The following is a 24,480-nucleotide window of genomic DNA, read 5'->3' as shown; positions in this document are numbered from 1 at the left end:
GGCACTCCGCGCCGCGACGGCCGAGCGCGAACCCGAGCGCGCGCAGCAGGCACAGCCCGGCCAGCCGGGGCAGGCCGAGCAGGAACGCCGGGGCCGAGCAGTTCACCAGGAAGGTGCGCAGGCCGTAGGCCCGGTCCAGGGCCCGCGCCGACGAGCCGAGCCCGGGCGAGCGCACGTCGAGGTCACGGTCGCCGGCCGACACCGCCCGCGCGTGCCGCAGCCGGGCGGCCGGCACGCACAGCACGATGCTGCCGGCCCGGTTGGCCCGCCAGCCGAAGTCGATGTCCTCCCGCATGGCGGGGATCTCCGGGTCGAACCCGCCCAGCCGCTCCCACAGTTCCCGGCGCACCAGCAGTCCCGCCGAGGACACCGCGAGCGCTTCGGTGCTCTGCTGGAAGTCCCGGGCCAGCTCACCCGGCCCCAGTCCGGTCTGCCGGTGGCCGGCGGCGTCGGTGGACAGCCCGGCCTCCAGCACCACCCGGGGGTCGTTCCAGTCCAGCGCCACCGGCCCGAGCACGCCGACCGACGGGGCCAGGTCGGCCGCGGTCAGCAGGTTGGCCAGGCAGTCCGGCTCGGGCGCGCAGTCGTCGTGCAGCACCCAGATCCAGCCGCCCGGCTCCCCCCAGCGGTCCATGGCGTTGGCCACGGCGGCGTGCACGGCCGCGGCGAACCCGGTGTCGGGCGGCATGGTGATGACCCCGTCGAGCACCCGGTCCGCACCCTCGGCCGCCTCGGCCAGCAGCCGGGGGGTCTCGTCGGTGGATCCGGTGTCGACGGCGAGCACGTGTCGCGGCCGCGGCGCCGAGCGGCGCAACGCGGATAAGGCCAGGCGCAGCCAGGGCGCGCCGTCATGGCACACCAGCACCGCGAGCACGGGCGCGGTCCGCAGCGCCGGGGTCGTGGTGCGCGAGCCGTAGCGGGGCACTGGCACTGGGAGAGCCTGCCAGTGGCCCGGGCCTCGGCGGGGACCCGGGTTGGCTCAGCCGGCGCGCTTCTTCAGCCGGCGACGCTCGCGTTCGGACATCCCGCCCCAGATGCCGAACCGCTCGTCGTGCGCCAGGGCGTACTCGAGGCACTCGTCGCGTACCTCGCAGCCCTGGCAGATTCGCTTGGCCTCCCGCGTGGAGCCGCCCTTCTCAGGGAAGAACGCCTCGGGGTCGGTCTGCGCGCACAGGGCGCGTTCCTGCCACTCCTGCTCCTCGGTCTCGTCGAAGAGTTCGGCGAAGACGCTCAGCTCCTCCAGAGCGTGCTCCCCCCACTCCACGACGCGACTCCCGTCGGTGGGTATGCCAATGGTTACATTCACCACGGTCCGCCTCCTCGCCTTCCGCACTCCCCGGCCCGGCGGACACCACTCGCCGACCCTCGACGACGAATGACATCGATGTGATTACACCCGTGTGATCTCGGCGAGTCAAGTCCGGTACCTATGTGGGTGATGGGGTATAGCGGACCCACACACCCACGGCCGGTCGCCGAGGTGCGCGAATGCCCGATCGGGCATTTGCCACACTGGAACCGTGCAGCGATCAATGGTGCGGCCGTCCCCCGTGTTCCTCGGCATCCTCGCCGTCACCGTCCTGGGGGGCGTGCTCGCCGCCGTCGGGGACGAACTGGGCGGGGTCACCGTCACCACCGGAACCGTGCTGCTGGTCCTCGGCGGCTGGGGAGTTTCCCTGTGCCTGCACGAGTTCGGCCACGCGATCGTCGCCTACCGCGGCGGCGACCGGGAGGTGTACTTCAAGGGCTACCTGACGCTGGACCCGCGCCGGTACACCGATCCGGTGTTGAGCCTGGTGATTCCGCTGGTGCTGCTGGCCATCGGCGGCATCCCGCTGCCCGGTGGCGCGGTGTGGATCAACCACCACGCGCTGCGCTCGCGGGCGGTGGAGACGATGGTCTCGCTGGCCGGCCCGCTGTCCAACCTCGCGCTGGGCACGCTACTGATCATCTCGGTGGAGCTGTTCGATCCCAGCCTCGGTCTGGCCTCCGCGCTGTCCTTCCTGGCCCTGCTGCAGATCTTCGCGTTCGTGCTGAACATCCTGCCGATCCCGGGCCTGGACGGCTGGGGCGCCATCGAGCCGTACCTGTCCCCGCAGGCGCAGCGGATCGGCGCCAAGGCCCGCCCGTGGGCGCCGCTGGTCCTGTTCGCCGTGCTGATCGGCATCCCGGACGTGGCGCGCGGGTTCTTCAAGATTGCCGACCTGGTGTTCACCACGCTCGGCGGCACCGGCTTCCTGGCCTCCGTCGGGCGGGAGATCTTCTTCTTCTGGCAGCGGTAGCGCCCGGGCTCCGACGGCGGGCGGCCGGCGCACCGTGGCAGTATCGCGGCCATGCGGGTCGTAGTCGTCGTCGGCGGGGTTGGCGGAGCCCGGTTCCTGCTCGGAGTCAAGGCGGCGCTGGGGCCGGACCCGGCGCACGAGATCACCGCGATCGTCAACACCGGGGACGACGTCTGGCTGCACGGACTGCGGATCTGCCCGGATCTCGACACCTGCATGTACACCCTGGGCGGCGGGATCGACCCGGTCCGCGGCTGGGGCCGCACCGGCGAGTCCTGGACGGTCAAGGAGGAACTCGCGGCCTACGGCGCCGACCCGGACTGGTTCGGGCTGGGTGACAAGGATCTCGCGACGCACCTGATCCGCACCCGGATGCTGCGGGCCGGCTACCCGCTCTCCGCGGTGACCGAGGCGCTGTGCGACCGCTGGCGTCCCGGGGTGCGGCTGCTGCCCATGACCGACGACCGGGTGGAGACCCACGTGCTGGTGGACTACCCGGACACCGGTGAGCGCACCGCGATCCACTTCCAGGAATGGTGGGTGCGGCACAAGGCCGAACTGCCGGCGCACTCGATCGTCCCGGTCGGCGCCGAGCAGGCCGCCCCGGCACCCGGGGTGGTCGACGCGATCACCGCCGCCGACGTGGTGCTGCTCGCCCCGTCCAACCCCGTGGTCAGCGTCGGCACGGTGCTCGCCGTCCCGGGACTGCGCCCGGCGCTGGCCAAGACCGACGCACCGGTGGTGGGCATCTCGCCGATCGTGCAGGACCGGCCGGTTCGCGGGATGGCCGACGCCTGCCTGACCGCGATCGGCGTCGAGACCACCGCGCAGGCCGTTGGCCGGCACTACGGCGCCCGTTCGGCGGGCGGCGTGCTGGACGGCTGGCTGGTGCACGCCACCGACACCGCGACCGTGCCAGGCGTCGAGGTGCGCGCCGTGCCGCTGCTGATGTCCACTGTGGACGCGACCGCCGAGATGGTCCGCGCCGCGTTCGATCTGGCTGGAGTGAAACCGTGACGGGGCACGAGGCGCCGGGAAAGCTGGAGATCCTGCCGGTCGAGGGGCTGCCGGAGTTCCGGCCGGGCGACGACCTGACCGGCGCGATCGCGCGGGCCGCCCGCTGGCTGCGCTCCGGCGACGTGGTCGTCGTGACCAGCAAGGTGGTTTCCAAGATCGAGGGCAACCTGATCGGCGTGCCGTCCGACCCGGTGGCGCGCGACGCCGCCCGGCGCAAGCTGGTGCTCGAGGAGTCGGTGCGGGTGCTCGCCCAGCGCGGCCGCACCCTCATCACCGAGAACCGGCTCGGCCTGGTGCAGGCCGCCTCCGGTGTCGACGCGTCCAACGTGTCCGGTGGTGAGCTGGCGCTGCTGCCCGCCGATCCGGACGGCTCGGCGCTGGCGCTGCGCAACGGGTTGCGGGAACGGCTCGGCGTCGAGGTGGCCGTGGTGATCACCGACACCATGGGCCGGGCCTGGCGGGTGGGTCAGACCGACGTGGCGATCGGCGCGTCCGGGCTGCGGGTGCTGCACCGCTACGCCGGGCAGGTCGACCAGCACGGCAACGAACTGGAAGTCACCGAGATGGCGGTCGCCGACGAGATCGCCGCGGCGGCCGACCTGGTGAAGGGCAAGCTCGGCGGGGTGCCGGTGGCGGTACTGCGCGGCCTGCGGCTGGACGGCTCCCCCGGCGGCGCCCGGGACCTGGTGCGCCCGGCCGCCGACGACCTGTTCCGGCTGGGCACCGACCTCGCGGTCGACCAGGGCCGGCGGGAGGCCGTGCTGCTGCGCCGGTCGGTCCGCGCCTTCGACGACACCCCGGTGGACGAGTCCGCGCTGCGCCGGGCGGTGGCCACCGCGCTGACCGCGCCCGCCCCGCACCACACCCGCCCGGTGCGGTTCGTGCACCTGGCCGACCGGGCGCGGCGGACCCGGCTGCTGGACGCGATGCGTTCGGCGTGGCGGGCCGACCTGCGCGGCGACGGCATGTCCGACGACCGGATCGAGCGCCGGGTGGCCCGCGGCGACCTGCTCTATGGCGCGACCGAGATCGTGGTGCCGTTCCTGGTGATGGACGGCGCCCACGACTACCCGGACCCTCGGCGGACCGGGGCCGAACGGGTCATGTTCACCGTCGCCGCGGGCGCCGCCGTGCAGGGCCTGCTGGTCGCGCTGGCCGCCGAGGGCCTCGGTTCGTGCTGGGTGTCCTCCACGATCTTCTGCCCGCCGGTGGTGCGCGAGATCCTGAACCTGCCGGAGGACTGGGAGCCGCTCGGCGCGGTCGCGATCGGTCATCCCGCCGACGGCCCGCTCACCCCCCGTCCGCCGAACGGCCCGGACGACCGGCTGGTGGTCCGGTGACGCTGCACGCCGACACCGTCGCGGTGCTCTCGGCCTGGCGCCCCGCCGAGCCCGGCCAGGAGTCGCTCCGCCAGGCGTTTCTCGGCTTCCTGGCGGCCAGACCCGATGCGTGCCAACGATCCTGCGCCGCCGGTCACATCACGGCGTCGGCGATCGTGCTGGACGCCGCCGGGGAGCACGTGCTGCTCACCCTGCACCCCCGGGTGGGCGCCTGGCTGCAACTGGGCGGCCACTGCGAACCCCTGGACGCCACGCTGGCCGGCGCCGCGCTGCGCGAGGCGGTCGAGGAGTCCGGCATTCCCGGCCTGCGGCTCGAGTCCGGCCCGGTGCACCTGGACGTGCACCCGATCACCTGCTCGCTCGGGGTGCCCACCCGGCATTTCGACGTGCGCTTCCGGGTCCGGGCACCCGTTGGGGCGCAACCGGTGCGCAGCGCCGAGTCGCTGGACCTGCAGTGGTGGCCGGTAACCGCGCTACCACCCGACCCCACCGGCGCCAGCGGACTGCCCGCGATGCTGGCCGCGGCGCGGCCTTAGCGCCGAACCGTTACAGGGCCCGGTAGTCGCGCGGTGCGAAGCGGGGACCGAAGCGGGGTTTGCGGAAGCCGCTGGCCTCGATGTAGCGGACCGCGCGGTGGCGGTGCGGGGCGTAGGGGGCGAGCACCTCGAGCATGCCGTCGTCGTCGACTTTGTGGCCCAGCAGGGCATAGCCGACGATCGAGGGGATGTGGAAGTCGCCGACGCTGACGGCGTCGGCGTCGCCCCAGGCGCGTTGGGCGACCTCGGCGGCGGTCCACACCCCGATGCCGGGGACCTTGCGGAGCAACGCGCGGCCCGCTTCGCCGCGGAGGGCGACCGCGCCTTCCAGGCGGTGCGCCACCTGGGCGGCGGCGATCACGGTGCGGCGGCGGGCGCCGTCCAGGCCGGCCCGATGCCACTGCCAGTCCGAGATGCGCAGGGTGGCCGCGGGGGTGGGCGGGGCGAACATTCCCGCCGGGGCCGGGCCGGGGGCCGGGGTGCCGAACTGGCGGCACAACTCGCGCCAGGACCGGCGGGCCTCGTGGCCGGTCACCTTCTGCTCCAGCACGGCGGCGAACAGCACGTCCCACACCCGGCCGACCGCGCCCAGGCGCAGGCCGGGATGGCGGCGGCGGGTCTCGGCGATGAGCGGGTGGTGCGCCTCGAAGTCGGTGTCGTCGTCGGCGGCGCCGAGCAGCGCCGGGACGCCGTCCAGCAGTTCGGCGGCGCCCGGGCCCCAGGCGTTCGCGACCACCTCGCGGGTCGGGCGGCGCAGCGCCAGGGTGCCGACCCCGCTGGTGGTGTTGGTCACCAGCCAGACGACGCCGGAGGGGTCCCAGCGCAGCGTCGGATCGCCGGCGCCACGGCGCAACGGGGCGAGCAGCCCGGGGATGTCGAGGACGAAACCGGGGGTCCAGGTGCGCTCGGAACTCTCGGCCACGGCGCCTGACGCTACCCGCCGGTTGGCTACAGTGAGCCGGGTGACCTCGACGGAACTGCACGTAGTCGTGCCGGCAGGCGGTAGCGGCACCCGGTTGTGGCCGGTGTCGCGCGCGGGCAACCCCAAGTTCCTGCACCCGCTGACCGGAACCGACCGGTCGTTGCTGCAGGCGACCTACGACCGGCTGGCGCCGCTCTGCACGCCGGAGCGGCTGCTGGTGGTGACCGGCACCGCGCACGCGGCCTCGGTCGCCCGGCAGCTGCCCGACCTGCCGGACCGCAACATCCTCGTCGAGCCGCTGGCGCGCGACTCGTGCGCCGCGATCGCCCTGGCCGCCGCCGTGATCGACAAGCGCAGCCCGGGCGCGGTGATGGCCTCCTTCGCCGCCGACCACCTGATCGCCGACCCGGCCGCCTTCGCCGACGTGGTCTGGCGGGCGGTGGCCGGCGCCCGGGACGGTGCGCTGATGACCATCGGGATCACCCCGACCCGCCCGGAAACCGGGTACGGCTACCTGCGCTGCAGCGAGCCGCCGCGCGCCTCGGCGATCCAGAACGTGTTGGAGTTCAAGGAGAAGCCCAGCGCCGACGTGGCCGCCGAGTACCTCAAGTCCGGGCGCTACCTGTGGAACGCCAGCATGTTCCTGTGGCGCACCGAGGTGTTCCTCGCCGAGTTGGCCGCCCGGCGCCCGGACGTCTACGAGCCGATCCGGCTGATCGCGCAGGCCTGGGACACCGACCGGCAGAGCGACGTGCTCGCCGAGATCTGGCCGGAGATTCCCAAGGTGGCCGTGGAGTACGCGGTGATGGAACCGGCCGCCGAGGACGGCAGGGTCGGCACGGTGCCGGGCGACTTCGGCTGGAGCGACATCGGCGACTTCGAGACGCTCGGTGAGCTGCTCGGCCGGGACGAGTCCGGCTCCCGGGTGGTGGACGTGCGCGGTGGGACCGGCGCCGAGGTGCTCGCGGTGGACTGCGAGGGCGTGATCGTGGTGCCGTCCGACCGGCTCGTCGCGACGCTGGGCGTGACCGACCTGATCGTGGTCGACACGGCGGACGCGGTGCTGGTCTGCCGGCGGGACCGGGCCCAGGACATCAAGAAACTCACGGAGATCCTGCGCGAGCGCGGCCACGATGGGCTGGTCTGATCCCGCGGTTTCCCGCCTTTTCCTGACGGCGGCCGTGGGATAGGAATACTCTGGCAGCGCAGGTCGCTCGGTCGAGGCAGGAGGTCATACATGGACCCCCGTGAGCGGGCGGATGCCGCGTTGGCCCGGGCCCGCGCGCGCGGCGCGTACGTGGTGACGCCTGAGAGCGCCACCTCGCCGATGGACGCCGCGAGCACCCTGCAGATTCCGCGCACCGTGGTGTCGGCGATCGACCGGGGTGATCCGGAGTCCACGCTGTCGATCCCCGCGGTCCGGCCGGAGGAGGAACTGCCGGCCATCGCGCAGGAGGCGGCCACCCAGTCGCTGGCCAGCCCGCCGCCGCGGCGGCCGTCCGAGCCGGCCCGCCCGGCGGCGGCGGCGTTGAGCTGGGCCCCGCCGGTGGCGCCCGACCCGGAACCGGAGCGCGTCGAGGGTCTGATCCCCACCGTCAAGCAGCCGCCGGCCCGGCGTTCCAGCCTGTCCCAGCGCCTCGACGGCTAGCGCGCGCCCCAGCCGTCAACCCGCCAAGCGCCGGCCCGTTGGCGCTGGCCTGCCCCGCAGATCCGATCGCGCGCGCATTGATGCCACTGCTCAGCGGGTTTCGAGCTTGAGCCGCAGGGCGAGCCCGGCCCGGACGGCGGCGCGGATCGGCGCCCAGCGCCAGCCGGTGTGCCGGTCGGCGATGTAGCGGTAGGCGCTGTCGTGGTGGGCACGCAGCATGCGGTCGGACGACTTGGCCGTCGAGTGGCCCTGGATGTGGGTGACCTGGGCGGCGGGGACGTAGATGTTGCGCCACCCGGCGCGGTCCAGCCGGTCGCCGAGGTCGACGTCCTCGAAGTACATGAAGTAGCGCGGATCGAAGCCCTCGACGGCCTCGTACGCCGCCCGGCGCAGAAGCAGGCAGGAGCCGGACAGCCAGCCGGCGGGCCGCTCGGCGACCTCGGTGTCGGACTGCTTGTAGGCGGTGGTCCACGGGTTGCCCGGCCAGATCCGGCCCAGCGCCGCGTGCCCGATTCCCTTACCCAGCGAGGGAAGCAGCCGCGCGGACGGGTAGGTGGTGCCGTCCGGGTTCTTGATCAGGGGACCGAACGCGCCGCCGGTCGGCCAGCGCCCGGCCGCGTCCAGCAGCGTGTCCAGCGCGCCGTCGTCCCATTCCAGGTCGGGGTTGGCCACCACCACCCAGCCGTACTCGGGACCCAGTTCGGCGACCCCGCGGTTGGCGGCGCCGCCGTAGCCGAGGTTTCCCCCGGTACGCACCAGAATCACGTTGTCCCGTTCGGCGGCGGCCCGCTCCGGTGCCCCGTCGGTGGAACCGTTGTCGGCCAGGATCACCCGCACATCGCGCTCGGTCGCCTTGCCCAGGGTGTCCAGGAACCGGTCGAGCGTCTCACCGGGTGAGTAGGTGACGGTGACCACCGCCAGCTCGTCACCGTACTTGGGGTCCGTCACGGTTAGGCATTCTCCCTAGCGACCCCGGCGGTGTATCCAGTGGGCTCGGGAGTAGCCGGCGCGGTGCGCGTCGGCGCTGGCCGACCACGGGAAATCCTTGGCCCGGCGCTGCGCCGCGTCGGCCAGCCCGGTCCGCCGGGCCGGATCGCCGAGCAGCTCGGCGAGTCCGGCGGCGATGTCTCCGGCGCCCACCCCGCAGTAGGCCACCGCGTCCCCGCCGATCTCCGGCAGGGCGAGCTGCCGGGTGGTCAGCACGCAGGCGCCGCAGGCCATCGCCTCCAGCACCGGGAAGCCGAACCCTTCGCCCAGGCTGGGATAGGCGACCACCTCGGCCCCGCCGAGGAACCCGGCCAGCAGGTCGAACGGGAGGTAGCCGGCCCGGATGACCCGGATCCGGTGCGGCACGTCGTCCAGCGCGCGCTCCACCTGGTGGTCCCAGCCCGGTTGCCCGGCCAGCACCAGGGCGACCGGCTCGGACCGGGCGCGGGTGGCCGCGGCGAACCCGCGGATCAGCGCGGGCACGTTCTTGCGTGGCTCCAGGGCGCCGAGGAAGGCCACGTACGGGATGTCGCCGAGCCCGGTCACGGCGCGGACCGCCCGGATCTCCTCCGGTGCGGGCGGGTGGAACTTCTCGCTGTCCACGCCGTGCGGGATGACCTGTAACCGCCGCGGGTCGGCCCGGGCGACCCGGACCAGTTCGGCGGCGGTCGCCTCGCTGGGCGTCACGCACAGCGAGGCGCGGGCCAGCGCGGTGCGGGTCCACACCCGGAAGAACCTGGCCTTGATCGAGTGGTGCAGGACCGGGTCGGTGAAGAACGTGGCGTCGTGCAGCGTCACCACCGAGGCGGCCGGGTTGGCCAGCGCGGTGGTGTAGTGCGGCGAGTGCAGCACGTCCACGCCGAGCCGGCGGACCAGCCGGGGCAGCGTGGTCTGCTCCCAGGTCAGGCGCGCGGTCCGGGTGGCGATGGACTCCACCGTCGGCACCACCCGGGACCCGGGGGCGAGCCGGCTGTACAGCTCGGCATCCCGCGGCTGGCAGACCACGGAGACCGGGGCGCCGTCGGCGTCCAGCGCGGCGACCAGGGCGTCGACGTAGCGACCGACGCCGCCGCGTTCCGCGGGTACGGCGGTGGCGTCGATCAGCACCCGTGGTTCGGCGGTCACGCATTGAGACTACGTCGACCAAAGGGGTGCACACTGCCGGATAGAACACATCGTTCAGGACGTAACGCCGGTGTGCACCCGCCAGACCGCTTCCGCCGCCCTCGACCAGGTAAATTCCGCCGCTCGCCGCCGGGCGCGAGTGATCAGCTGGGCGGTGTCGCCGTCAACGCTGTGACGAAGCGCAACCGTCATGGCGGCGGCATCCCCGTAGGGAGTTACCACCGTCGTGTCACCAGCCACTTCGACGAGGGCCGGCGCGTCGGAGTGCACGACCGGCACGCCGACCGCCATCGCCTCGAGCACCGGCAGGCCGAAGCCCTCGGCCCGGCTGGGCACGGCCAGCACGCCGGCCCGGCGCAGCACCACCGCGAGTTCGGCGTCGGTGATCCGGCCCAGCAGCCGCAGCCGCTCCCGGGGCAGCCCGTGCCGCTCGGCGATCGCGACCAGGTTCACGCCGCCCCACCCGGGTGGGCCGGCCACCACCACCGGCAGGTCCGGCGCCCCGGCCCCGGCCATCGCCTCGACCAGCACGTCCAGCCCCTTGCGCGGCTCGATGGTGCCGACGGCCAGGACGTAGCGCTCCGGCAGCGCCAGCCGCTCGGCCACCCGGGCCGCCTGCGCCGGGTCGGGTTCGGCCAGCAGCGCCGCCGGCACGCCGTGCGGCACCACGTGTACCGGCGCCGGACCGGGCGCGTGCCGGCGCAGTTCGGCGGCGACGGCGGCGGTCGGCACCACGACCGCGTCGGCGCACCGGGTGGCGCGGGCGATCATCGTGCGGTGCCAGGACGCACCGCGCGCGGTCAGCGTCTCGGGATGGGTGAACGGCACCGCGTCGTGCACCGTGACCACCAGCCGACGGCCCCGGCGCGGGCCGGGCGGAGCCAGCGGCGTCGGGGCGTGCACGCTCGTCCCGCCCGGCCACAGCGGCAGGCCGCGCTCCCAGGCGGCCGCCAGACCCCGGCGCGGCAACGGAAGCCGGCGCGGTCCGGCCACCCCGGCAACCGCGGCGCGGGCGACGTCGGAATGCCACGCGGTGACGCCGGCCACCCGCCAGCCCGCCGGCGCGGTCGCCGCCAGCGCGGCCAGCAGTTCAGCGGTGTAGCGCCCGGTTCCGCCCGGGACCGGCGCGAGCAACTGCTCGGCGAGCACGACGAGCTCCGGCACCGGGCCAGGGTACGGTCGCATCCCGTGACTGTCCGGACCACCGTCCTCGTGGTGACCTGGCGCGGCCGGGCGCACGTCGGGCGGTGCCTGGACGCGCTGGCCGGGCAGAGCCGTCCACTGCGGACGGTCGTTGTGGACAACGCCTCCGCCGACGGCACCGCCGAACTGCTCGCCGGACACCCCAGCCGGCCGGACGTGCTGCGGATGCCGGCCAACCTCGGCTACGCGGGCGGGCTCGCGGCCGCGCTGCCGGACGTGCACACCGAGTTCGTCGCCTGGCTCAACGACGACGCCGCGCCCGAACCCGGCTGGCTGGCCGCGCTGGAGAACGCGCTGGACGCCGACCCGGCGGCCGCCGCGGTGGGCTCGGCCCTGCTGCCGCCCGAGGGCGGACCGCCCGCGCTCGGGGTCCGGCTCACCGCGCTCGGCTACGGCGCCGACACCTCCGAGGAGGCCGAGGTGTTCGGGTTCTGCGGCGGGGCCGCGCTGCTGCGCCGGCAGGCCCTGCTCGCCGTTGGCGGCGTCCCGGCCGGCTTCTTCTGCTACTACGAGGACACCGACACCGCCTGGCGGCTGCGGCTGGCCGGCTGGACCGTGCGCCCGGAGCCGGCGGCCCGGGCGGCGCACGTGCTCGGCGCGAGCACCCGGCCCGGCTCGCCGAGCTTTCACCTGTGGAACGAGCGCAACCGCCTGCTCATGTTGCTGCGGTGCGCGCCGGCCGCGGTGGCCGGCCGCGAACTGGCCCGGTTCGCCGCCATCACCCTGCTGCTGCCGGTGCGCCGGCTGGCCCGCCGGCCGGTGCCGGCCGCGGCGAACTTCCGGGTGGGGCTGCGGCTGCGCGTGCTCGGCGCGGTTGCCGTCCGGCTGCCCCGGGCGCTTCGGGACCGCGGCCGGATCGGCCGGCGGGCGACGGTGCCCAGGAACGAGATCTGGCACACCTTCGCCCGGTGAAAGTCCGGTTGGCGTCACAGCCCGGGCGGCCATGAGGCAGGCTATGCACAACCGAGTACCGAGGAGTGCGTGTGCCGGACCCCGCGCAGCCGCCCACCGTCTCGGTGATCGTGGTGAACTACCGCGGCGCCGAGGACACCGCGACCTGCCTGCGCGCGCTGCGCGACGACCTGGACTACCCGGCCGACGCGCTGCAGATCATCTGCGTGGACAACGCCTCGGGGGACGGCAGCGCGGAGCGGTTGCGTGGGTTGCCCGGGGTCGAACTGGTCGAGGCGCCGGCGAACCTCGGCTTCGCCGGGGGCTGCAACCTGGGAGCCAGGCACGCGACGGGCAGCGTGCTCGCCTTCCTCAACAACGACGCCCGTCCCCACCCGGACTGGGCCGCCGCGGCGGTCGCGGTGCTGCGCGACGAGCCGACCGTGGCCGCGGTGGCCAGCAAGGTGCTGGACTGGGACGGCGGCACCATCGACTTCGTCGACGGCGGGCTGACCTGGTTCGGCATGGGCTACAAGCGGCATGCCGGGCAGCCGGCCGGCCCCGGCCACGACGCCCCGAGGGACGTGCTGTTCGGCACCGGGTCGGCGATGTTCGTCCGGGCCGGGGTGTTCGCCGAACTCGGCGGCTTCGACGAGCGGTTCTTCATGTTCTACGAGGATGTCGACCTCGGCTGGCGGCTCAACCTGCGTGGCTGGCGGGTCCGCTACGAGCCACGCTCGCTGGCCTACCACCGGCACCACGCCTCGATGTCCACAGTGGACTCACCGGACTCCGCCCGGGAGCTGTACCTGCTCGAGCGCAACGCCCTGGCCACGCTGTACAAGAACTTCTCCGACCGGACCCTGGCCGCGGTGCTGCCGGCGGCGCTGGCCCTGGCCGTGCGCCGGGCGACCGCGCGCGGTGAGCTGGACCCCACCCAGCTCGAGATCGTCAACCGCCCGGCCGACCCGGCGGCCGAGTCGCCGACCGTGCCGGTACCCCGCACCACGCTCGCCGGTGTGCTCGCCATCGACCAGTTCGTCGAGATGCTGCCGGCGCTGGCCGCGTCCCGCAAAACCGAGCAGGCCGCCCGGGTCCGCTCCGACGCCGACCTGATCCCGTTGATGCGCAAGGCGATGGAGCCGGCCTACCCGCTGCCGCGCTACCTGGCCGCACACGACGTGCTGGTGGACGTGTTCGGCCTGGAGGACGTGTTCGGCGCGCGGCGGCGGATCCTGGTGCTCACCGGGGACGCCATCGCCGAGCGGATGGCGGGCCCGGCGATCCGGGCCTGGAACATGGCCGACGTGCTCTCCGCCGAGCACGAGGTCCGCCTGGTGACGGTGAACCCGCACTGCGTGCCGCCGGAGGCGCCGTTCGCCGTCGCGCGGGCGGCGCGCTCCGAGATCGGCGGGCACGTCGACTGGGCCGACGTGGTCGTGCTGCAGGGCCACACCCTGGAACTGGCCCCCGCGCTGAAGAAGCGGGCCTCGACCAAGATCGTGGTCTGCGACATGTACGACCCGATGCACCTGGAGCTACTGGAGCAGGGCCGCGATCTCAGCGACTCGGTCACCGACGAGCAGCGCGAGCTCGACCTGCTCGGCGTGACCAAGGTGCTCAACAACCAGTTGCTGCGCGGCGACTTCTTCCTCTGCGCCTCCGAGCGGCAGCGGCATTTCTGGCTCGGCCACCTCGCCGCGCTCGGCCGGATCACCCCCGCCGTGTACGACACCGATCCGACCGTGCGCAAGCTGCTCGCGGTGGCGCCGTTCGGACTTCCCGGCAAACCCCCGCACCGCACCACCTCCCCGATCCGGGGCGGGATCCCGGGCATCGGCCCCGGCGACAAGGTCGTGCTGTGGGCCGGCGGCGTCTACAGCTGGTTCGACCCGCTCACCCTGCTGCACGCGATCGACCGGCTTTCCCGGCGGCACGACGACGTCCGGCTGGTGTTCCTCGGGATGCGGCATCCCAACCCCGAGGTGCCGGACATGGACATCGGGGTGCAGACCCGGGCGCTCGGTGAGCGGCTCGGGCTCACCGGACGGCACGTGTTCTTCAACGAGACCTGGGTGCCCTACACCGAGCGGCAGAACTGGCTGCTCGACGCGGACTGCGGGGTGACGACGCACTTCGAGCACGTGGAGACCACCTTCGCCTTTCGCACCCGGGTGCTCGACTACCTCTGGACCGGGCTGCCGATCGTCACCACGGACGGCGACTCGTTCGCCGAGTTGGTGCGCGCCGAAGGGCTGGGCGTCGTCGTCCCGGCCGAGGACCCGGACGCGCTGGCCGAGGCGCTGCGCACCGCGCTCTACGACGAGGAGTTCGCCCGGGCGGCCCGGGACCGGATCGCCGTGGTCCGCGAGCGGTTCACCTGGGACACGGTGCTCGCCCCGCTGACCGCCTTCTGCCGCAACCCGGTGCCCGCGCCGGACCGGCTGCCGGGTTCGGAACCGTTGGTGCGCAACCGCCCGCTGCGCCCCCGGGCGGTGTTGCGCCGGGACGCGGCGCTGGTCCGGGAGTATCTCGACCTCGGCGGCCCCACCGAGTTGGCCCGGCGGGCGGTGGGCCGGGTCCGGCGGGTGACCCGGCAGCGGTGGGGTCAGCGGAGTGAGCCGGATGGCTAGGCCGCGCCGCTTCGCCCGCCGACCGTTGCGCGTGCTGCTGGACGGCACGCCGCTGCTCGGCGCCCGCACCGGGATCGGCCGCTACACCGCGGCGCTGACCGAGGAACTGGCCTCGCTGGACGATGTGGAGATGCGGGCGGTGGCGTTCACGCTGCGTGGCTGGCGGCGGCTGCGCACCGTGCTGCCGCACGGTTCGCAGGCCCGCGGCATGCCGGTGCCGGCCCGGTTGCTGCGCTGGAGTTGGCTGCATGGCCCGTTTCCTCCGGTGGAGCTGTTCGCCGGGTTCGCCGATGTGGTGCACGGCACCAACTTCGTGCTGCCGGCCGCGGCCCGGGCGGCCGGCGTGGTCACCATCCACGACCTCGCCTTCCTCGACTCCCCGGACGATCTGGCGCCCAGCGACGCGCGGCTGCCGGACCTGGTCCGGATCTCGGCCCGGCGCGCCTCGGTGGTGTGCACCCCCACCGCCGCCGTCGCCCGGACCATCGAGGAACGGCTGGAGATCCCGGCGGAGAAGATCACCGTGACCCCGCTGGGCGTCGACCCGGCCTGGTTCACCGCCCGGCCGCCGAGCGAGGCGCTGGCCAAGCGGATCGGCCTGCCCCGGGAGTACCTGCTGTTCGTCGGTTCGGCCGGTCCGCGCAAGGCACTCGACTGGCTGCTCAAGGCGCACGAGTCCGCCCCGGACCTGCCGCCGCTGGTGCTCGTCGGGCCGGGCCACGCCCCGGGCCGGGACCGGGTCCGCGCCCTCGGTTATCTGTCCGATGTGGACCTGCGCAGCGTGGTCGCCGGCGCGTCCGCGCTGATCCTGCCGTCCCGGGACGAGGGGTTCGGGCTGCCCGTGCTGGAGGCGCTGGCCTGCGACGTCCCGGTGGTGTGCTCCGACCTGCCGGCGCTGCGCGAGGTCAGCGCCGGGCACGCGACACTGGTTCCGTTCGGCGACAGCGAAGCCATGGCCGCCGCGATCACCACCGCGATCAGCGAGCCGCTGCCGCTGTCGGCACTGGCCACCCGGCGTACGCACGCCGGCTCGTTCACCTGGCGCCGGTGCGCCGAACTGACCGTCGCCGCCTACCGGCGTGCCTCTGGGACATCTGCGAATTGACCGACAGCGGGAGGTAACTGTGGTTGCAGCGGCGGTGGTTTCCGGGTCGGGCGCGGAGATCGAGGTCACCGACATCACCCTGCCCGCGCCGGGTCCCGGCCAGGTGCGGGTGCGCGTCGCGGCGGCCGGGATCTGCCACTCCGACCTGTCGATGACCAACGGCACGCTGCGGCCGTCGTTTCCGCTGGTGCTCGGGCACGAGGCGTCCGGGGTGGTGGCCGAGGTCGGCGCGGACGTCACCAAGGTCGGCCCCGGGGACCGGGTGGTGGTCAACTGGGCGCCGCCGTGCCGGCACTGCTGGTTCTGCCTGGCCGGCGAGCCGTACCTGTGCAAGACCGTGGAAGGGGTGGCCAGCCTGCCCGGCGGCGCGCTGGCCGACGGCACGCCGACACATCTGGCCATGGGCGTGGGCGCGTTCGCCGAGGAGGTCGTGCTGCCCGCGGCGGGGGTGGTGCCGCTGGCCGACGGCATTCCGCTGGATCTCGCCGCGCTGCTCGGCTGCGCGGTGCTGACCGGGGTGGGGGCGGTGCGCAACACCGCGCGGGTGCGGGCCGGAGAGTCGGTCGTGGTGATCGGACTGGGTGGCGTCGGGCTGTCCGCGATCGCCGGCGCGCGGCTGTCCGGAGCCGGTCCGATCATCGCCGTGGACGTCTCGGCGGAGAAGGAGAAGATCGCGATCGGGGCCGGCGCCACGCATTTCGTCGCCGCGTCCGACGCGCAGAACAAGCAGATCCGGGCGCTGACCGGCGGGCGCGGCGCGGACCACGCATTCGAGTGCGTCGGCCGCGCGGCGACGATCAAGGCGGCCTGGTCGGCGGTGCGCCGCGGCGGCCGGGTGACCGTGGTCGGCGTCGGCCGCAAGGACGACCCGGTGTCGATCAGCGCCCTCGAGGTGTACCACTTCGCCCGCACCATCGGTGTTTCGGTGTACGGCTCCGGCGACGCCGACCGGGACATCCCGTGGCTGGCCGAGCAGATCAGCCTCGGTCAGCTCGACCTGGAACCACTGGTGTCCCACCGGATCGACCTCACCGGCGTGGCCGATGCCTTCCGCCGCATGGAGTCCGGCGTCGGCGCCCGCTCACTGCTGGTGTTCGACGCCTGACGCCACCCGGCCGTTGAACCGGTGCAGCACCAGGATCAGCGCCCCGCCGACCAGCAGGACGCACCCGGCAACGACCCCCAGCAGGATGAACCACGTCTGCACGCCCAGGGTGGCGACGGCGGTCCGGTTCAGCACCACCGCGTTGGCGCCCTCCATGCCGGTCAGCATCGCGCCGGCGCACAGGCCGAGCACCACCGGAACCAGGGCGCCCGCCCCGATCGCCCCGGCCGCCCCGGCGACGGCGGTCACCAGCGCGAAGACGACGAGCACGAGCAGTACGAACCGCAGCGCCTCCGGCACCAGGGTTGGTTGCGGGTCGGCCAGGACGGTCATGGCGGTGGTGACGACCGCGGTCACCGCGCACGCCGCCCCCGCGCACCAGGGCAACCACCGGGCGTGCGCCGCGGCCGCGCCGAGCCCGACGCCGAGCAGACACGCCACCACGTCGGCGATCGACCGAAGGCTGGCCGGACCGGCGACCGGTACCGGCAGGTTCGTGCTGAGCAGGTTGACCGCGACCGTGGCGCCGTAGGTCACCAGGGCGATGCCGAGCGCGGCGACCAGTGGGCGGATCCCCAGCGCCGCCGTGAGTCCCAGGGCGGCGAAGAAGATCAGCACCCCGGCGAGGCCCTGGCTCAACGCGCGGGTCGAGGCGGTGTCGTACGGGTCGATCGCGCCGGACAGGGCCAACAGTCGCGGTGCGAGCACGAGGAGCGCGGCGAACGCACCGACGACGGACACCCGCCAGGCCGGTGGGTCCGCCGCTGCCCGGCGCACCACCGGCACCAGGGCGACCAGCGCGGCCGCCGCGACCAGGCCGACCACGCCGAGCGTCACGCCCGTGGGTTGCAGCGAGCCACGGTTGCCGATCATCACCGCCACGAGCGCGAAGGCCAGCAGCGGCGCGACGAACGGTGTCGCGATGACCGGGGCGGCGGCGCCGACGCCCGCCGCGTGCAGCAGCCACCCACCGGCACCCAGCAGACCGAAGGTCACCAGCGCCGCCGCTGCCGAACCGATGAACTCGGTCGTGCTCATGTCGCGTTCGAAGGTGTCCACGAACGACAGCTCCGCGAGCAGGGCGAACGCGGTACCGACGACCAGCAGGGCGATCCAGCCGGCCGCCGGTGCGAGCCGCAGGACCAGCAGGCTCACCAGGATCCCCAGCCCGGCCCCCACGACCATCGGGACGAACTCCGGATTCCCGATGCCCGGCTCCGCGAACGAACCGACGAGCACGCTCGTGCCGCCCAGGTTCCGCACCAGGTAAGGGTTGATCAGCGCCGTCGCGGCGACCAGACACAACCCGACCACACTCGCTCGCGTACCACGGCCGACGACCGCCTGCGCCCCCAGATCCGTCATGGCGGCAGGGTACGGCCCCGGAGCGGCAGGTGATCATGACCGCACGAAACCTTCACAAATATCTACGGGTTGAGCTCCCCGAACGCGGCGGTCAGGGCCGGGCGCCAGTCCGGTAACGCGGCAAGGCCGGCCGAGCGCCAGGAGTCGTTGGACAGCACCGAGTACGCCGGGCGCCGGGCCGGGCGGGGGACGTCGGCGGTCTTCGCCGGCCGCACCCGGTCCGGGTCGGTGCCCAGCTCCTCGAACACCGCGCGGGCCAGGCCGAACCAGGTGGTCTCGCCGCCGCCGGTGCAGTGCAGCAGCCGCTGCTTGGGCGGATCACCCGCGGTGATCCGGCCCGCCAGTTCGAACAGACCGCGGGCCAGATCCCCGGTCCAGGTAGGAGATCCGCGCTGATCGTCCACAACGGACACGGTGTCGCGCTCGCCGGCCAGCCGGATCATGGTGCGCACGAAGTTGGTCCCGTGCGCCCCGTACACCCACGAGGTGCGCACCACCCAGGCCTGTGCGCCCGACCCGAGCACGGCGTCCTCGCCGGCCAGCTTGGTCAGCCCGTACACCGAGCGCGGCTCGACCCGGTCGTCCACCTCGTAGGGCCGCTCACCGTCGCCGGGGAACACGTAGTCGGTCGACACGTGCACCAGCGGCACGCCGTGCGACGAGCACGCGGCGGCCAGCACCCGCGGACCGTCGGCGTTCACCGCGAACGCCCGGTCCTGGTCGGTCTCGGCGGCGTCCACCGCGGTGTAGGCCGCCGCGTTGATCACGATCGGCAGCCGGCCGTCCCGCGTGGCCTGCTCGGCGAGGGCGGTCACCGCCTCGATCACCGCGCCGGCCTGGGTCAGGTCCAGCTCGGCCCGGCTCGCCGCCCGGATGTCCTGCCCCGCACCGGCCCGCGCCGCCAGCTCGGCGCCCAGCTGCCCGCTGCCGCCCGGTACCAGGACGGCGATCCCGGCGGCCACCTCAGATCTCCGGCAGCGCGGCGGACTCCTTGAGCGGCTCCCACCACGGCCGGTTGTCCCGGTACCACCGCACGGTGTCGGCGAGGCCGGCAGCGAAGTCGACCCGCGGCCGGTACCCCAGCTCCTCGGTGATCTTGGTGATGTCCACCGAGTAGCGCCGGTCGTGCGCCTTGCGGTCGATCACCGGCTGCACCATCGACTCGTCGGCGTCCAGCTCGGCGAGCAGTCGCGCGGTCAGCTCCCGGTTGGTCAGCTCGGTGCCGCCACCGATGTTGTAGATCTCGCCCGGCCGGCCGCCGTCGGCCACCAGCGCGATCCCCTGGCAGTGGTCGTCCACGTGCAGCCAGTCCCGCACGTTGAGGCCGTCGCCGTACAGCGGCACCTTCCGGCCGTCCAGCAGGTTCGTCACGAACAGCGGGATGACCTTCTCCGGGTACTGGTACGGCCCGTAGTTGTTGGAACACCGGGTGATGCACACCGGTAGCTCGTGCGTGCGGTGGAACGACCGGGCCAGCAGGTCCGCGGCCGCCTTCGAGGCCGAGTACGGCGAGTTGGGCTCCAGCGGGTGGGTCTCCGGCCAGGATCCGTGCTCGATCGAGCCGTACACCTCGTCGGTGGACACGTGCACGAACTTGCCGACGCCCGCGTCCAGCGCGGCCTGCAGCATGGTCTGCGTGCCCGCCACGTTGGTCAGCACGAAGTCCGCGGCACCCTGGATCGAACGGTCCACATGGGACTCGGCGGCGAAGTGCACCACCTGGTCGATGCCGCGCATCAGTTCCGACACCAGCCGGGCGTCGCAGACGTCGCCGCGCACGAACCGCAGCCGGGGACTGTCCGCCACCGGCGCCAGGTTCGCCAGGTTGCCGGCGTAGGTCAGCTTGTCCAGCACGACCAACTCCGCGTCGGCAACCGCGGGGTAGGCGCCGGTCAGGGCGCGCCGCACGTAGTTCGAACCGATGAACCCGGCACCGCCGGTCACCAACACTCGCATCCGCAGAGTGTTTCACGCGCCGGGCAAACCTCGGTGCGGGCCGTTGCGTACTACTCGGTAGCGGCCGCTGATAGCGCCGTTTTCACACTCCGATCAGTATCGTGGAGGCCGACGTGACCGGGGGACGGTGAGCGCGTGGACGAGCGTGCGGAAGACACGGATCCGGCCGGCCCGGAGCCGCCCGCGCAGGCGGCCGAAGAGCCGGAGGCGCAGCCTCCGTTACCCGAGGACCCGCCGCCGAGGCGCGGCCTGGTCCGCACCGTCGGCCTCGGCACCGGCCGGGCGGTGGCCGGCCTCGCCTCGGTCGCCGTGCTGCTCACCGCGGGTTACGGCTGGTACGCCGTCGGCGGCGACATCGCCGAGGACACCGTCACCACCGAGGTGATCGACCACGACGTCGCCGACACCCGGGTGCCGCTGGACGGCGCGGTGGACATCCTGCTGGTCGGCATGGACAGCCGGACCGACGCCTACGGCAACCCGCTGCCCCGCGAGGTGCTGGACATGCTGCACGCCGGGTTCAACGACGGCGAGCGCAACACCGACACGATGATCCTGGTGCACATCCCGGTGGACGGGACCCGCGCCGTCGCCTTCTCCTTCCCGCGCGACTCCTGGGTGGAGATCGCCGGCGGGTTCGGCAAGCACAAGCTGAACTCGGCGTTCGCCTACGCCTACAACGACGCCCGGCGGGACCTGGCCAAGCAGGTCACCGACCGCAAGCAGCTCGACGACCAGGCCGCCGCGATCGGACGGCGCAACCTCATCGCCACGATCGAGAACCTGATCGGCCGGGCGGTCACCATCGACCGGTACGCCGAGGTCAACCTGGCCAGCTTCTACGAGATCACCAAGGCGATCGGCGGCGTCGAGGTGTGCCTGAACGAGGCGGTCGACGAGCCGAAGTCCGGCGCGTCGTTCCCGAAGGGCCTGCAGACCATCTCCGGCGCGGCCGCGCTGTCGTTCGTGCGCCAGCGCTACGACCTGCCCAACGGCGACCTGGACCGGATCGTGCGCCAGCAGGTGTTCCTCGGCGCGCTGGCCGACAAGGTGCTCTCCGCGGAGATGCTGACCAGCCCGAGCAAGACCCGGGAGCTGGTCGGCGCGGTGCAGCGGTCGGTCGTGCTGGGCAACGGCTGGCAGCTGGGCACCTTCGCCGCGCAGATGCAGGGCCTGTCCAGCGGGGCGATCGACTTCTACACGATCCCGACGCAGGGCGGCGCGCGGATCGGCGGCGCCGACGTGATCCGGGTCGATCCCGACCAGGTCCGCCGGTTCGTGGCCGGGCTCACCAGCGACGGGCTCGCGCCCGAGGTGTCGACGCCGGCGGACGAGCCGCCGGTGGCCGGTCCGCCCGTGCCCACCACCACGACGACCACGACGACCAAGGCCCCGCGCCCGACGCTGGAGGAGACCGGCGCCGGGCCGCAGATCCGCCAGCCCGCCGCGATCACCGTCGAGGTGCGCAACGCCACAGCCACCCGGGGCCTGGCCACGACCGTGCAGGACCGCCTGGTCCAACAGGGGTTCCAGCGCGGCGCCACCGGGGACGTGTCGATCCAGGAGGTCTCCGTGGTGCGCTACGGCGCCGGGGAGCAGTACAGCGCCCAGCTGGTCGCGGGCGCGCTGGACCGGCAGTTGGCGCTGGAGCCCGACCTCAGTCTGCCCGCCGGACACGTCCGGGTGATTCTCGGCACGGACTACCCGGGCGGCGCGCCACAGGGCATGGCGCGGCGCCAGCCGGTGACGTCCGGCACACCCGGGCCACCCACCAGCACGCCGAGCACGTCTGCGCAGCCCACGCCCATCGTCGCCGGCCGCCTCACCTGCGTGAACTAACACCCGTCCCGGTTAACCTGATTGAGGGAGGGAGGTGGGCAAATGAGTGACGAGGCACCTACGGACTTGTTCGCGGCGATCGGCGTGCTCGACGAGCCACCTCCGCGCCGCCGGGGGTTCTCCCGGGTCCTGCTGGTCATGGTCCGGGTGCTGGTCACGCTGGTCTCGATCGCCGTCGTGGCGGGCTCCGCGGTCGTCTACGCCCAGGTGGACCGGCTGCAGGACAGCGTGAACACGACCGAGGCGCTCGCGCAGGCCCAGGCCGCGCCGGACGCACCGGATCCGGGCGACGGGGCCAACGACATCCTGCTGGTCGGCAGCGACACCCGGACCGACCTGCAGGGCCGCCCGCTGCCCGAGCGGCTGCTCAAGGAGCTGCGCACCGAGGCCACCGACGGAACGCTCAACACCGACACCCTCATCCTGCTGCGCTTTCCGGACGGCGGCGGCAAGGGCTACGCCGTGTCGATCCCCCGGGACACCTACGTGCAGGTGCCGAACTGGCGCGAGGAGAAGATCAACGGCGCGTTCGGTGTGACCAAGGCCAAGACCGCCGAGCGCCTGGTGGCCGCCGGCGAGAAGGACCGCACCAAGATCGAGCGGGAGTCCGACGCCGCCGGCCGGTCCGCCCTCGTGCAGTCCGTGCAGGGCCTGACCGGCGTGCGCATCGACCACTACGCCGAGATCACGCTCTACGGCTTCTACCTGCTCACCGAGGTCATCGACGGCGTCGACGTGTGCCTGAACCATGCCACCTCCGATCCCGACTCCGGGGCCAACTTCCGGCGCGGACCGCAGACCGTGCGCGGCGCCGACGCGGTGTCGTTCGTGCGGCAACGCAACGGCCTGCCCCGCAGCGACCTGGACCGGATCGTGCGTCAGCAGACTTTCCTGTCCTCGGCGATGAACAAGGTGCTCTCCGGCGGGATGCTGACCGACAACGCCAAGCTCGGCGAGCTGGCCGACGCGGTGTCCAAGACCGTGATCATGGATCCCGGGCTGCACTTCCTCGACCTGGTCAACCAGGCGCAGGCGTTGGCCTCCGGGCAGGTGCAGTTCGTGACGATCCCGGTGACCGGCGTCGGAGCCCGCAACGACCGGGGGCAGAGCATCATCACCGTCGACCTCGCGGCGGTGAAGAGCTTCATCGCGGCGCTGGCGACCAGCGCCGCGCCGCCGCCGCCGGCCCCGGTGTCCACCCCGGCCCCGGTCACGGTGTCCGCTCCGGCCACCCCCGGTCTGCTCGGCCCCCGGCCGCTGTCGTTGAATGGCGGGCGGAAGGCCGTTCCCTGCATCGACTGACTGGAGAGTCGTTGAGCATCACCGAGGCGCTGCTCCGTCCGCTGCTGACCACCGCGCCGGGCCGTCCGCTGATCACCCAGTACGACGACACCACCGGTTCCCGGGTCGAGCTTTCCGTTGCCACGCTGGCGAACTGGGCGGCCAAGACGGCCAACTGGCTGGCCGAGGAGCACGACGTCGAGCCCGGCACGGACGTGGCGGTGCTGCTGCCGGCGCACTGGCAGACCGCCGGCATCCTGCTCGGCGCCTGGTGGTGCGGGGCGCACGTCACCCCCGACCCGTCATCGGCGGCGATCACCTTCACCGCCCCCGGTTCGGCCGCCCTGCCCGGCGTCGTCGCGGTCGCCTCGCTGCACCCGATGGGCCGCGACCTCGGCACCCCGCCCGAGGGGACGCTGGACTACATCGCCGAATGCCGCATCCACGCCGACGATTTCCTTGCCATCGACCCGGTTCCGGGCACCACCCCAGCGCTCGCCGGCCACACCGTCGACGAGACCCTTGCCGCCGCCCGTTCCCGGGCCACCGCGCTGGCCCTCACCCGCGAGTCCCGGGCGCTGTCCACCCACCCCTGGACCATCCCGGACGGCATCCTGACCGCGCTGCTCACCCCGTTGGCCGGCGGCGCCTCCCTCGTCCACGTCACCAACCCCGACCCCGGCCTGCTCGACACCCACCGCAAGACCGAACGCACCACCGTGGACCTTTAGGGCTCCCAGGCCTCCCCGTCCGGGCTCGCGACGACGACGGTGTACCCGTCCGGATCCTGGATCCACACCTCTCGGTGTCCGGGCCCGTTTCCCTGGCCCTCCGGCGGATTGCGGTGCGGCGCGCGCAGCACGGGCGCGCCGAGTTTCTCCGCACGGGCGACCGCGCCGTCGAAGTCGGCCACCTCGCCGAACCACAGCAGCACCCCGTTGCCGACCTCACGGTCCGGGTCACCGATCTTCCCGTGATGGTGCTCGACATCGCGCTGATGTAGCTGCAGCACCAGCGTTCCGTCCGCGAGCAACCGTTCGTACTCGGTCCCGCCGTGATCGCTGTGCAGCCCGAGCACCTCCTGGTACCACCGGCTGGACGCCTGCACATCCCGGACCGAGATCATGGTCTGCGGACGCGCGGTGTGCACCGGAGCCACCACGCCGATCCGGTTGCCGGCCGGATCCTCGACCTCGACCAGCCACCGCTCGCCCCCGTCCAGCCACGGCCGGCCAGCCACGGTCC

At 73.5% G+C, this 24,480-nt stretch carries 23 protein-coding genes; 13 read left to right on the top strand and 10 right to left on the bottom strand.

What is annotated here, in order from left to right; all coding sequences use genetic code 11:
- Positions 1-925 (bottom strand): glycosyltransferase family 2 protein (locus tag VFO68_RS16215; protein ID WP_325159125.1); only part of this gene is annotated, 925 nt, incomplete at its 3' end.
- 54 nt (positions 926-979) lie between these two features.
- Positions 980-1,243 (bottom strand): WhiB family transcriptional regulator, encoded by a 264-nt coding sequence (locus VFO68_RS16210; protein ID WP_325159124.1) that lies wholly within the window; start codon positions 1,241-1,243, stop codon positions 980-982.
- Between the two features lie 277 nt (positions 1,244-1,520).
- On the opposite strand from VFO68_RS16210, the gene VFO68_RS16205 reads away from it, so the two are divergent.
- From VFO68_RS16205 to VFO68_RS16190, 4 genes are read left to right on the top strand one after another with little or no spacing between them, the layout of a single operon-like run.
- On the top strand, positions 1,521-2,282 hold the full coding sequence (locus VFO68_RS16205; protein WP_325159122.1) for a site-2 protease family protein: 762 nt from the start codon (positions 1,521-1,523) through the stop codon (positions 2,280-2,282).
- A 51-nt stretch (positions 2,283-2,333) separates the two neighbouring features.
- Complete coding sequence (cofD, locus tag VFO68_RS16200) at positions 2,334-3,299, top strand: 2-phospho-L-lactate transferase (RefSeq protein WP_325159121.1); 966 nt, start codon at positions 2,334-2,336, stop codon at positions 3,297-3,299.
- Entirely contained in the window at positions 3,296-4,639 is a 1,344-nt protein-coding gene (locus VFO68_RS16195) for a coenzyme F420-0:L-glutamate ligase (RefSeq protein WP_325159120.1), read from the top strand. Before cofD ends, VFO68_RS16195 begins: the two co-directional genes overlap by 4 nt.
- Complete coding sequence (locus VFO68_RS16190) at positions 4,636-5,175, top strand: NUDIX hydrolase (RefSeq protein ID WP_325159119.1); 540 nt, start codon at positions 4,636-4,638, stop codon at positions 5,173-5,175. Before VFO68_RS16195 ends, VFO68_RS16190 begins: the two co-directional genes overlap by 4 nt.
- Before the next feature lie 10 nt (positions 5,176-5,185).
- On the opposite strand, the gene VFO68_RS16185 is transcribed toward VFO68_RS16190, so the two are convergent.
- Entirely contained in the window at positions 5,186-6,097 is a 912-nt protein-coding gene (locus VFO68_RS16185; RefSeq protein WP_325159118.1) for a DNA-3-methyladenine glycosylase 2 family protein, read from the bottom strand.
- Between the two features lie 40 nt (positions 6,098-6,137).
- Between VFO68_RS16185 and VFO68_RS16180 the strand changes: the two genes are divergently transcribed.
- Together VFO68_RS16180 and VFO68_RS16175 are read left to right on the top strand one after the other, a co-directional pair.
- The gene (locus VFO68_RS16180) at positions 6,138-7,244 is read left to right on the top strand and encodes a mannose-1-phosphate guanylyltransferase (protein WP_325159117.1); all 1,107 of its coding nucleotides are present in this window, start codon (positions 6,138-6,140) and stop codon (positions 7,242-7,244) included.
- A gap of 90 nt (positions 7,245-7,334) precedes the next feature.
- Positions 7,335-7,745 carry a hypothetical protein gene (locus VFO68_RS16175; RefSeq protein ID WP_325159116.1) on the top strand — a complete coding sequence of 137 codons (411 nt, stop codon included), beginning with the start codon at positions 7,335-7,337 and terminating at the stop codon, positions 7,743-7,745.
- 90 nt (positions 7,746-7,835) lie between these two features.
- Here VFO68_RS16175 and VFO68_RS16170 read toward each other — a convergent pair whose 3' ends face one another.
- The 3 genes from VFO68_RS16170 to VFO68_RS16160 form a co-directional block, all read right to left on the bottom strand.
- Positions 7,836-8,693 carry a glycosyltransferase family 2 protein gene (locus VFO68_RS16170; RefSeq protein WP_325159115.1) on the bottom strand — a complete coding sequence of 286 codons (858 nt, stop codon included), beginning with the start codon at positions 8,691-8,693 and terminating at the stop codon, positions 7,836-7,838.
- Positions 8,694-8,708: 15 nt separating this feature from the next.
- Positions 8,709-9,839 (bottom strand): glycosyltransferase family 1 protein, encoded by a 1,131-nt coding sequence (locus VFO68_RS16165; protein ID WP_325159123.1) that lies wholly within the window; start codon positions 9,837-9,839, stop codon positions 8,709-8,711.
- Between the two features lie 72 nt (positions 9,840-9,911).
- Positions 9,912-11,021 carry a glycosyltransferase family 1 protein gene (locus tag VFO68_RS16160; protein WP_325159114.1) on the bottom strand — a complete coding sequence of 370 codons (1,110 nt, stop codon included), beginning with the start codon at positions 11,019-11,021 and terminating at the stop codon, positions 9,912-9,914.
- Positions 11,022-11,045: 24 nt separating this feature from the next.
- Here VFO68_RS16160 and VFO68_RS16155 point away from each other — a divergent pair, with 24 nt between their 5' ends.
- The 4 genes from VFO68_RS16155 (at position 11,046) to VFO68_RS16140 (ending at position 16,794) form a co-directional block, all read left to right on the top strand.
- Positions 11,046-11,972 (top strand): glycosyltransferase family 2 protein, encoded by a 927-nt coding sequence (locus tag VFO68_RS16155; protein WP_325159113.1) that lies wholly within the window; start codon positions 11,046-11,048, stop codon positions 11,970-11,972.
- A gap of 71 nt (positions 11,973-12,043) precedes the next feature.
- On the top strand, positions 12,044-14,584 hold the full coding sequence (locus VFO68_RS16150; RefSeq protein ID WP_325159112.1) for a glycosyltransferase: 2,541 nt from the start codon (positions 12,044-12,046) through the stop codon (positions 14,582-14,584).
- Positions 14,577-15,689 (top strand): glycosyltransferase family 1 protein, encoded by a 1,113-nt coding sequence (locus VFO68_RS16145; RefSeq protein ID WP_325159111.1) that lies wholly within the window; start codon positions 14,577-14,579, stop codon positions 15,687-15,689. Before VFO68_RS16150 ends, VFO68_RS16145 begins: the two co-directional genes overlap by 8 nt.
- A 19-nt stretch (positions 15,690-15,708) precedes the next feature.
- Positions 15,709-16,794 carry an alcohol dehydrogenase catalytic domain-containing protein gene (locus VFO68_RS16140; protein ID WP_325159110.1) on the top strand — a complete coding sequence of 362 codons (1,086 nt, stop codon included), beginning with the start codon at positions 15,709-15,711 and terminating at the stop codon, positions 16,792-16,794.
- Here VFO68_RS16140 and VFO68_RS16135 read toward each other — a convergent pair.
- The 3 genes from VFO68_RS16135 to rfbB form a co-directional block, all read right to left on the bottom strand.
- On the bottom strand, positions 16,771-18,159 hold the full coding sequence (locus VFO68_RS16135; protein ID WP_325159109.1) for a hypothetical protein: 1,389 nt from the start codon (positions 18,157-18,159) through the stop codon (positions 16,771-16,773). The two genes, VFO68_RS16140 and VFO68_RS16135, sit on opposite strands and share 24 nt — an antisense overlap.
- A gap of 62 nt (positions 18,160-18,221) precedes the next feature.
- Entirely contained in the window at positions 18,222-19,121 is a 900-nt protein-coding gene (rfbD, locus tag VFO68_RS16130) for a dTDP-4-dehydrorhamnose reductase (RefSeq protein WP_325159108.1), read from the bottom strand.
- Between the two features lies 1 nt (position 19,122).
- On the bottom strand, positions 19,123-20,115 hold the full coding sequence (gene rfbB, locus VFO68_RS16125) for a dTDP-glucose 4,6-dehydratase (protein ID WP_325159107.1): 993 nt from the start codon (positions 20,113-20,115) through the stop codon (positions 19,123-19,125).
- A 135-nt stretch (positions 20,116-20,250) separates the two neighbouring features.
- Between rfbB and VFO68_RS16120 the strand changes: the two genes are divergently transcribed.
- From VFO68_RS16120 to VFO68_RS16110, 3 genes are read left to right on the top strand one after another with little or no spacing between them, the layout of a single operon-like run.
- On the top strand, positions 20,251-21,954 hold the full coding sequence (locus tag VFO68_RS16120; RefSeq protein ID WP_325159106.1) for an LCP family protein: 1,704 nt from the start codon (positions 20,251-20,253) through the stop codon (positions 21,952-21,954).
- Between the two features lie 42 nt (positions 21,955-21,996).
- Positions 21,997-23,256 (top strand): LCP family protein, encoded by a 1,260-nt coding sequence (locus VFO68_RS16115; RefSeq protein WP_325159105.1) that lies wholly within the window; start codon positions 21,997-21,999, stop codon positions 23,254-23,256.
- Positions 23,257-23,267: 11 nt separating this feature from the next.
- Positions 23,268-23,966, top strand: a complete 699-nt coding sequence (locus VFO68_RS16110) for a TIGR03089 family protein (protein WP_325159104.1) — start codon at positions 23,268-23,270, stop codon at positions 23,964-23,966.
- Here VFO68_RS16110 and VFO68_RS16105 read toward each other — a convergent pair.
- Positions 23,963-24,480: VOC family protein (locus VFO68_RS16105; RefSeq protein ID WP_325159103.1), on the bottom strand; the 518-nt coding region annotated here is incomplete at its 5' end. The two genes, VFO68_RS16110 and VFO68_RS16105, sit on opposite strands and share 4 nt — an antisense overlap.

It is taken from the genome of Actinophytocola sp. (assembly GCF_035712165.1).
GTDB lineage: Bacteria > Actinomycetota > Actinomycetes > Mycobacteriales > Pseudonocardiaceae > DASYTH01.
Note: the sequence above shows the minus strand (reverse complement) of the source record. Positions and strands in the feature narration are given on the sequence as shown.

Coding starts and splice junctions, on each gene's coding strand:
- cofD (WP_325159121.1), top strand. CDS start 2,334: ATGCGGGTCGTAGTCGTCGTCGGCGGGGTTGGCGGAGCCCGGTTCCTG.
- VFO68_RS16175 (WP_325159116.1), top strand. CDS start 7,335: ATGGACCCCCGTGAGCGGGCGGATGCCGCGTTGGCCCGGGCCCGCGCG.
- VFO68_RS16145 (WP_325159111.1), top strand. CDS start 14,577: ATGGCTAGGCCGCGCCGCTTCGCCCGCCGACCGTTGCGCGTGCTGCTG.
- VFO68_RS16135 (WP_325159109.1), bottom strand. CDS start 18,159: ATGACGGATCTGGGGGCGCAGGCGGTCGTCGGCCGTGGTACGCGAGCG.
- rfbB (WP_325159107.1), bottom strand. CDS start 20,115: ATGCGAGTGTTGGTGACCGGCGGTGCCGGGTTCATCGGTTCGAACTAC.
- VFO68_RS16115 (WP_325159105.1), top strand. CDS start 21,997: ATGAGTGACGAGGCACCTACGGACTTGTTCGCGGCGATCGGCGTGCTC.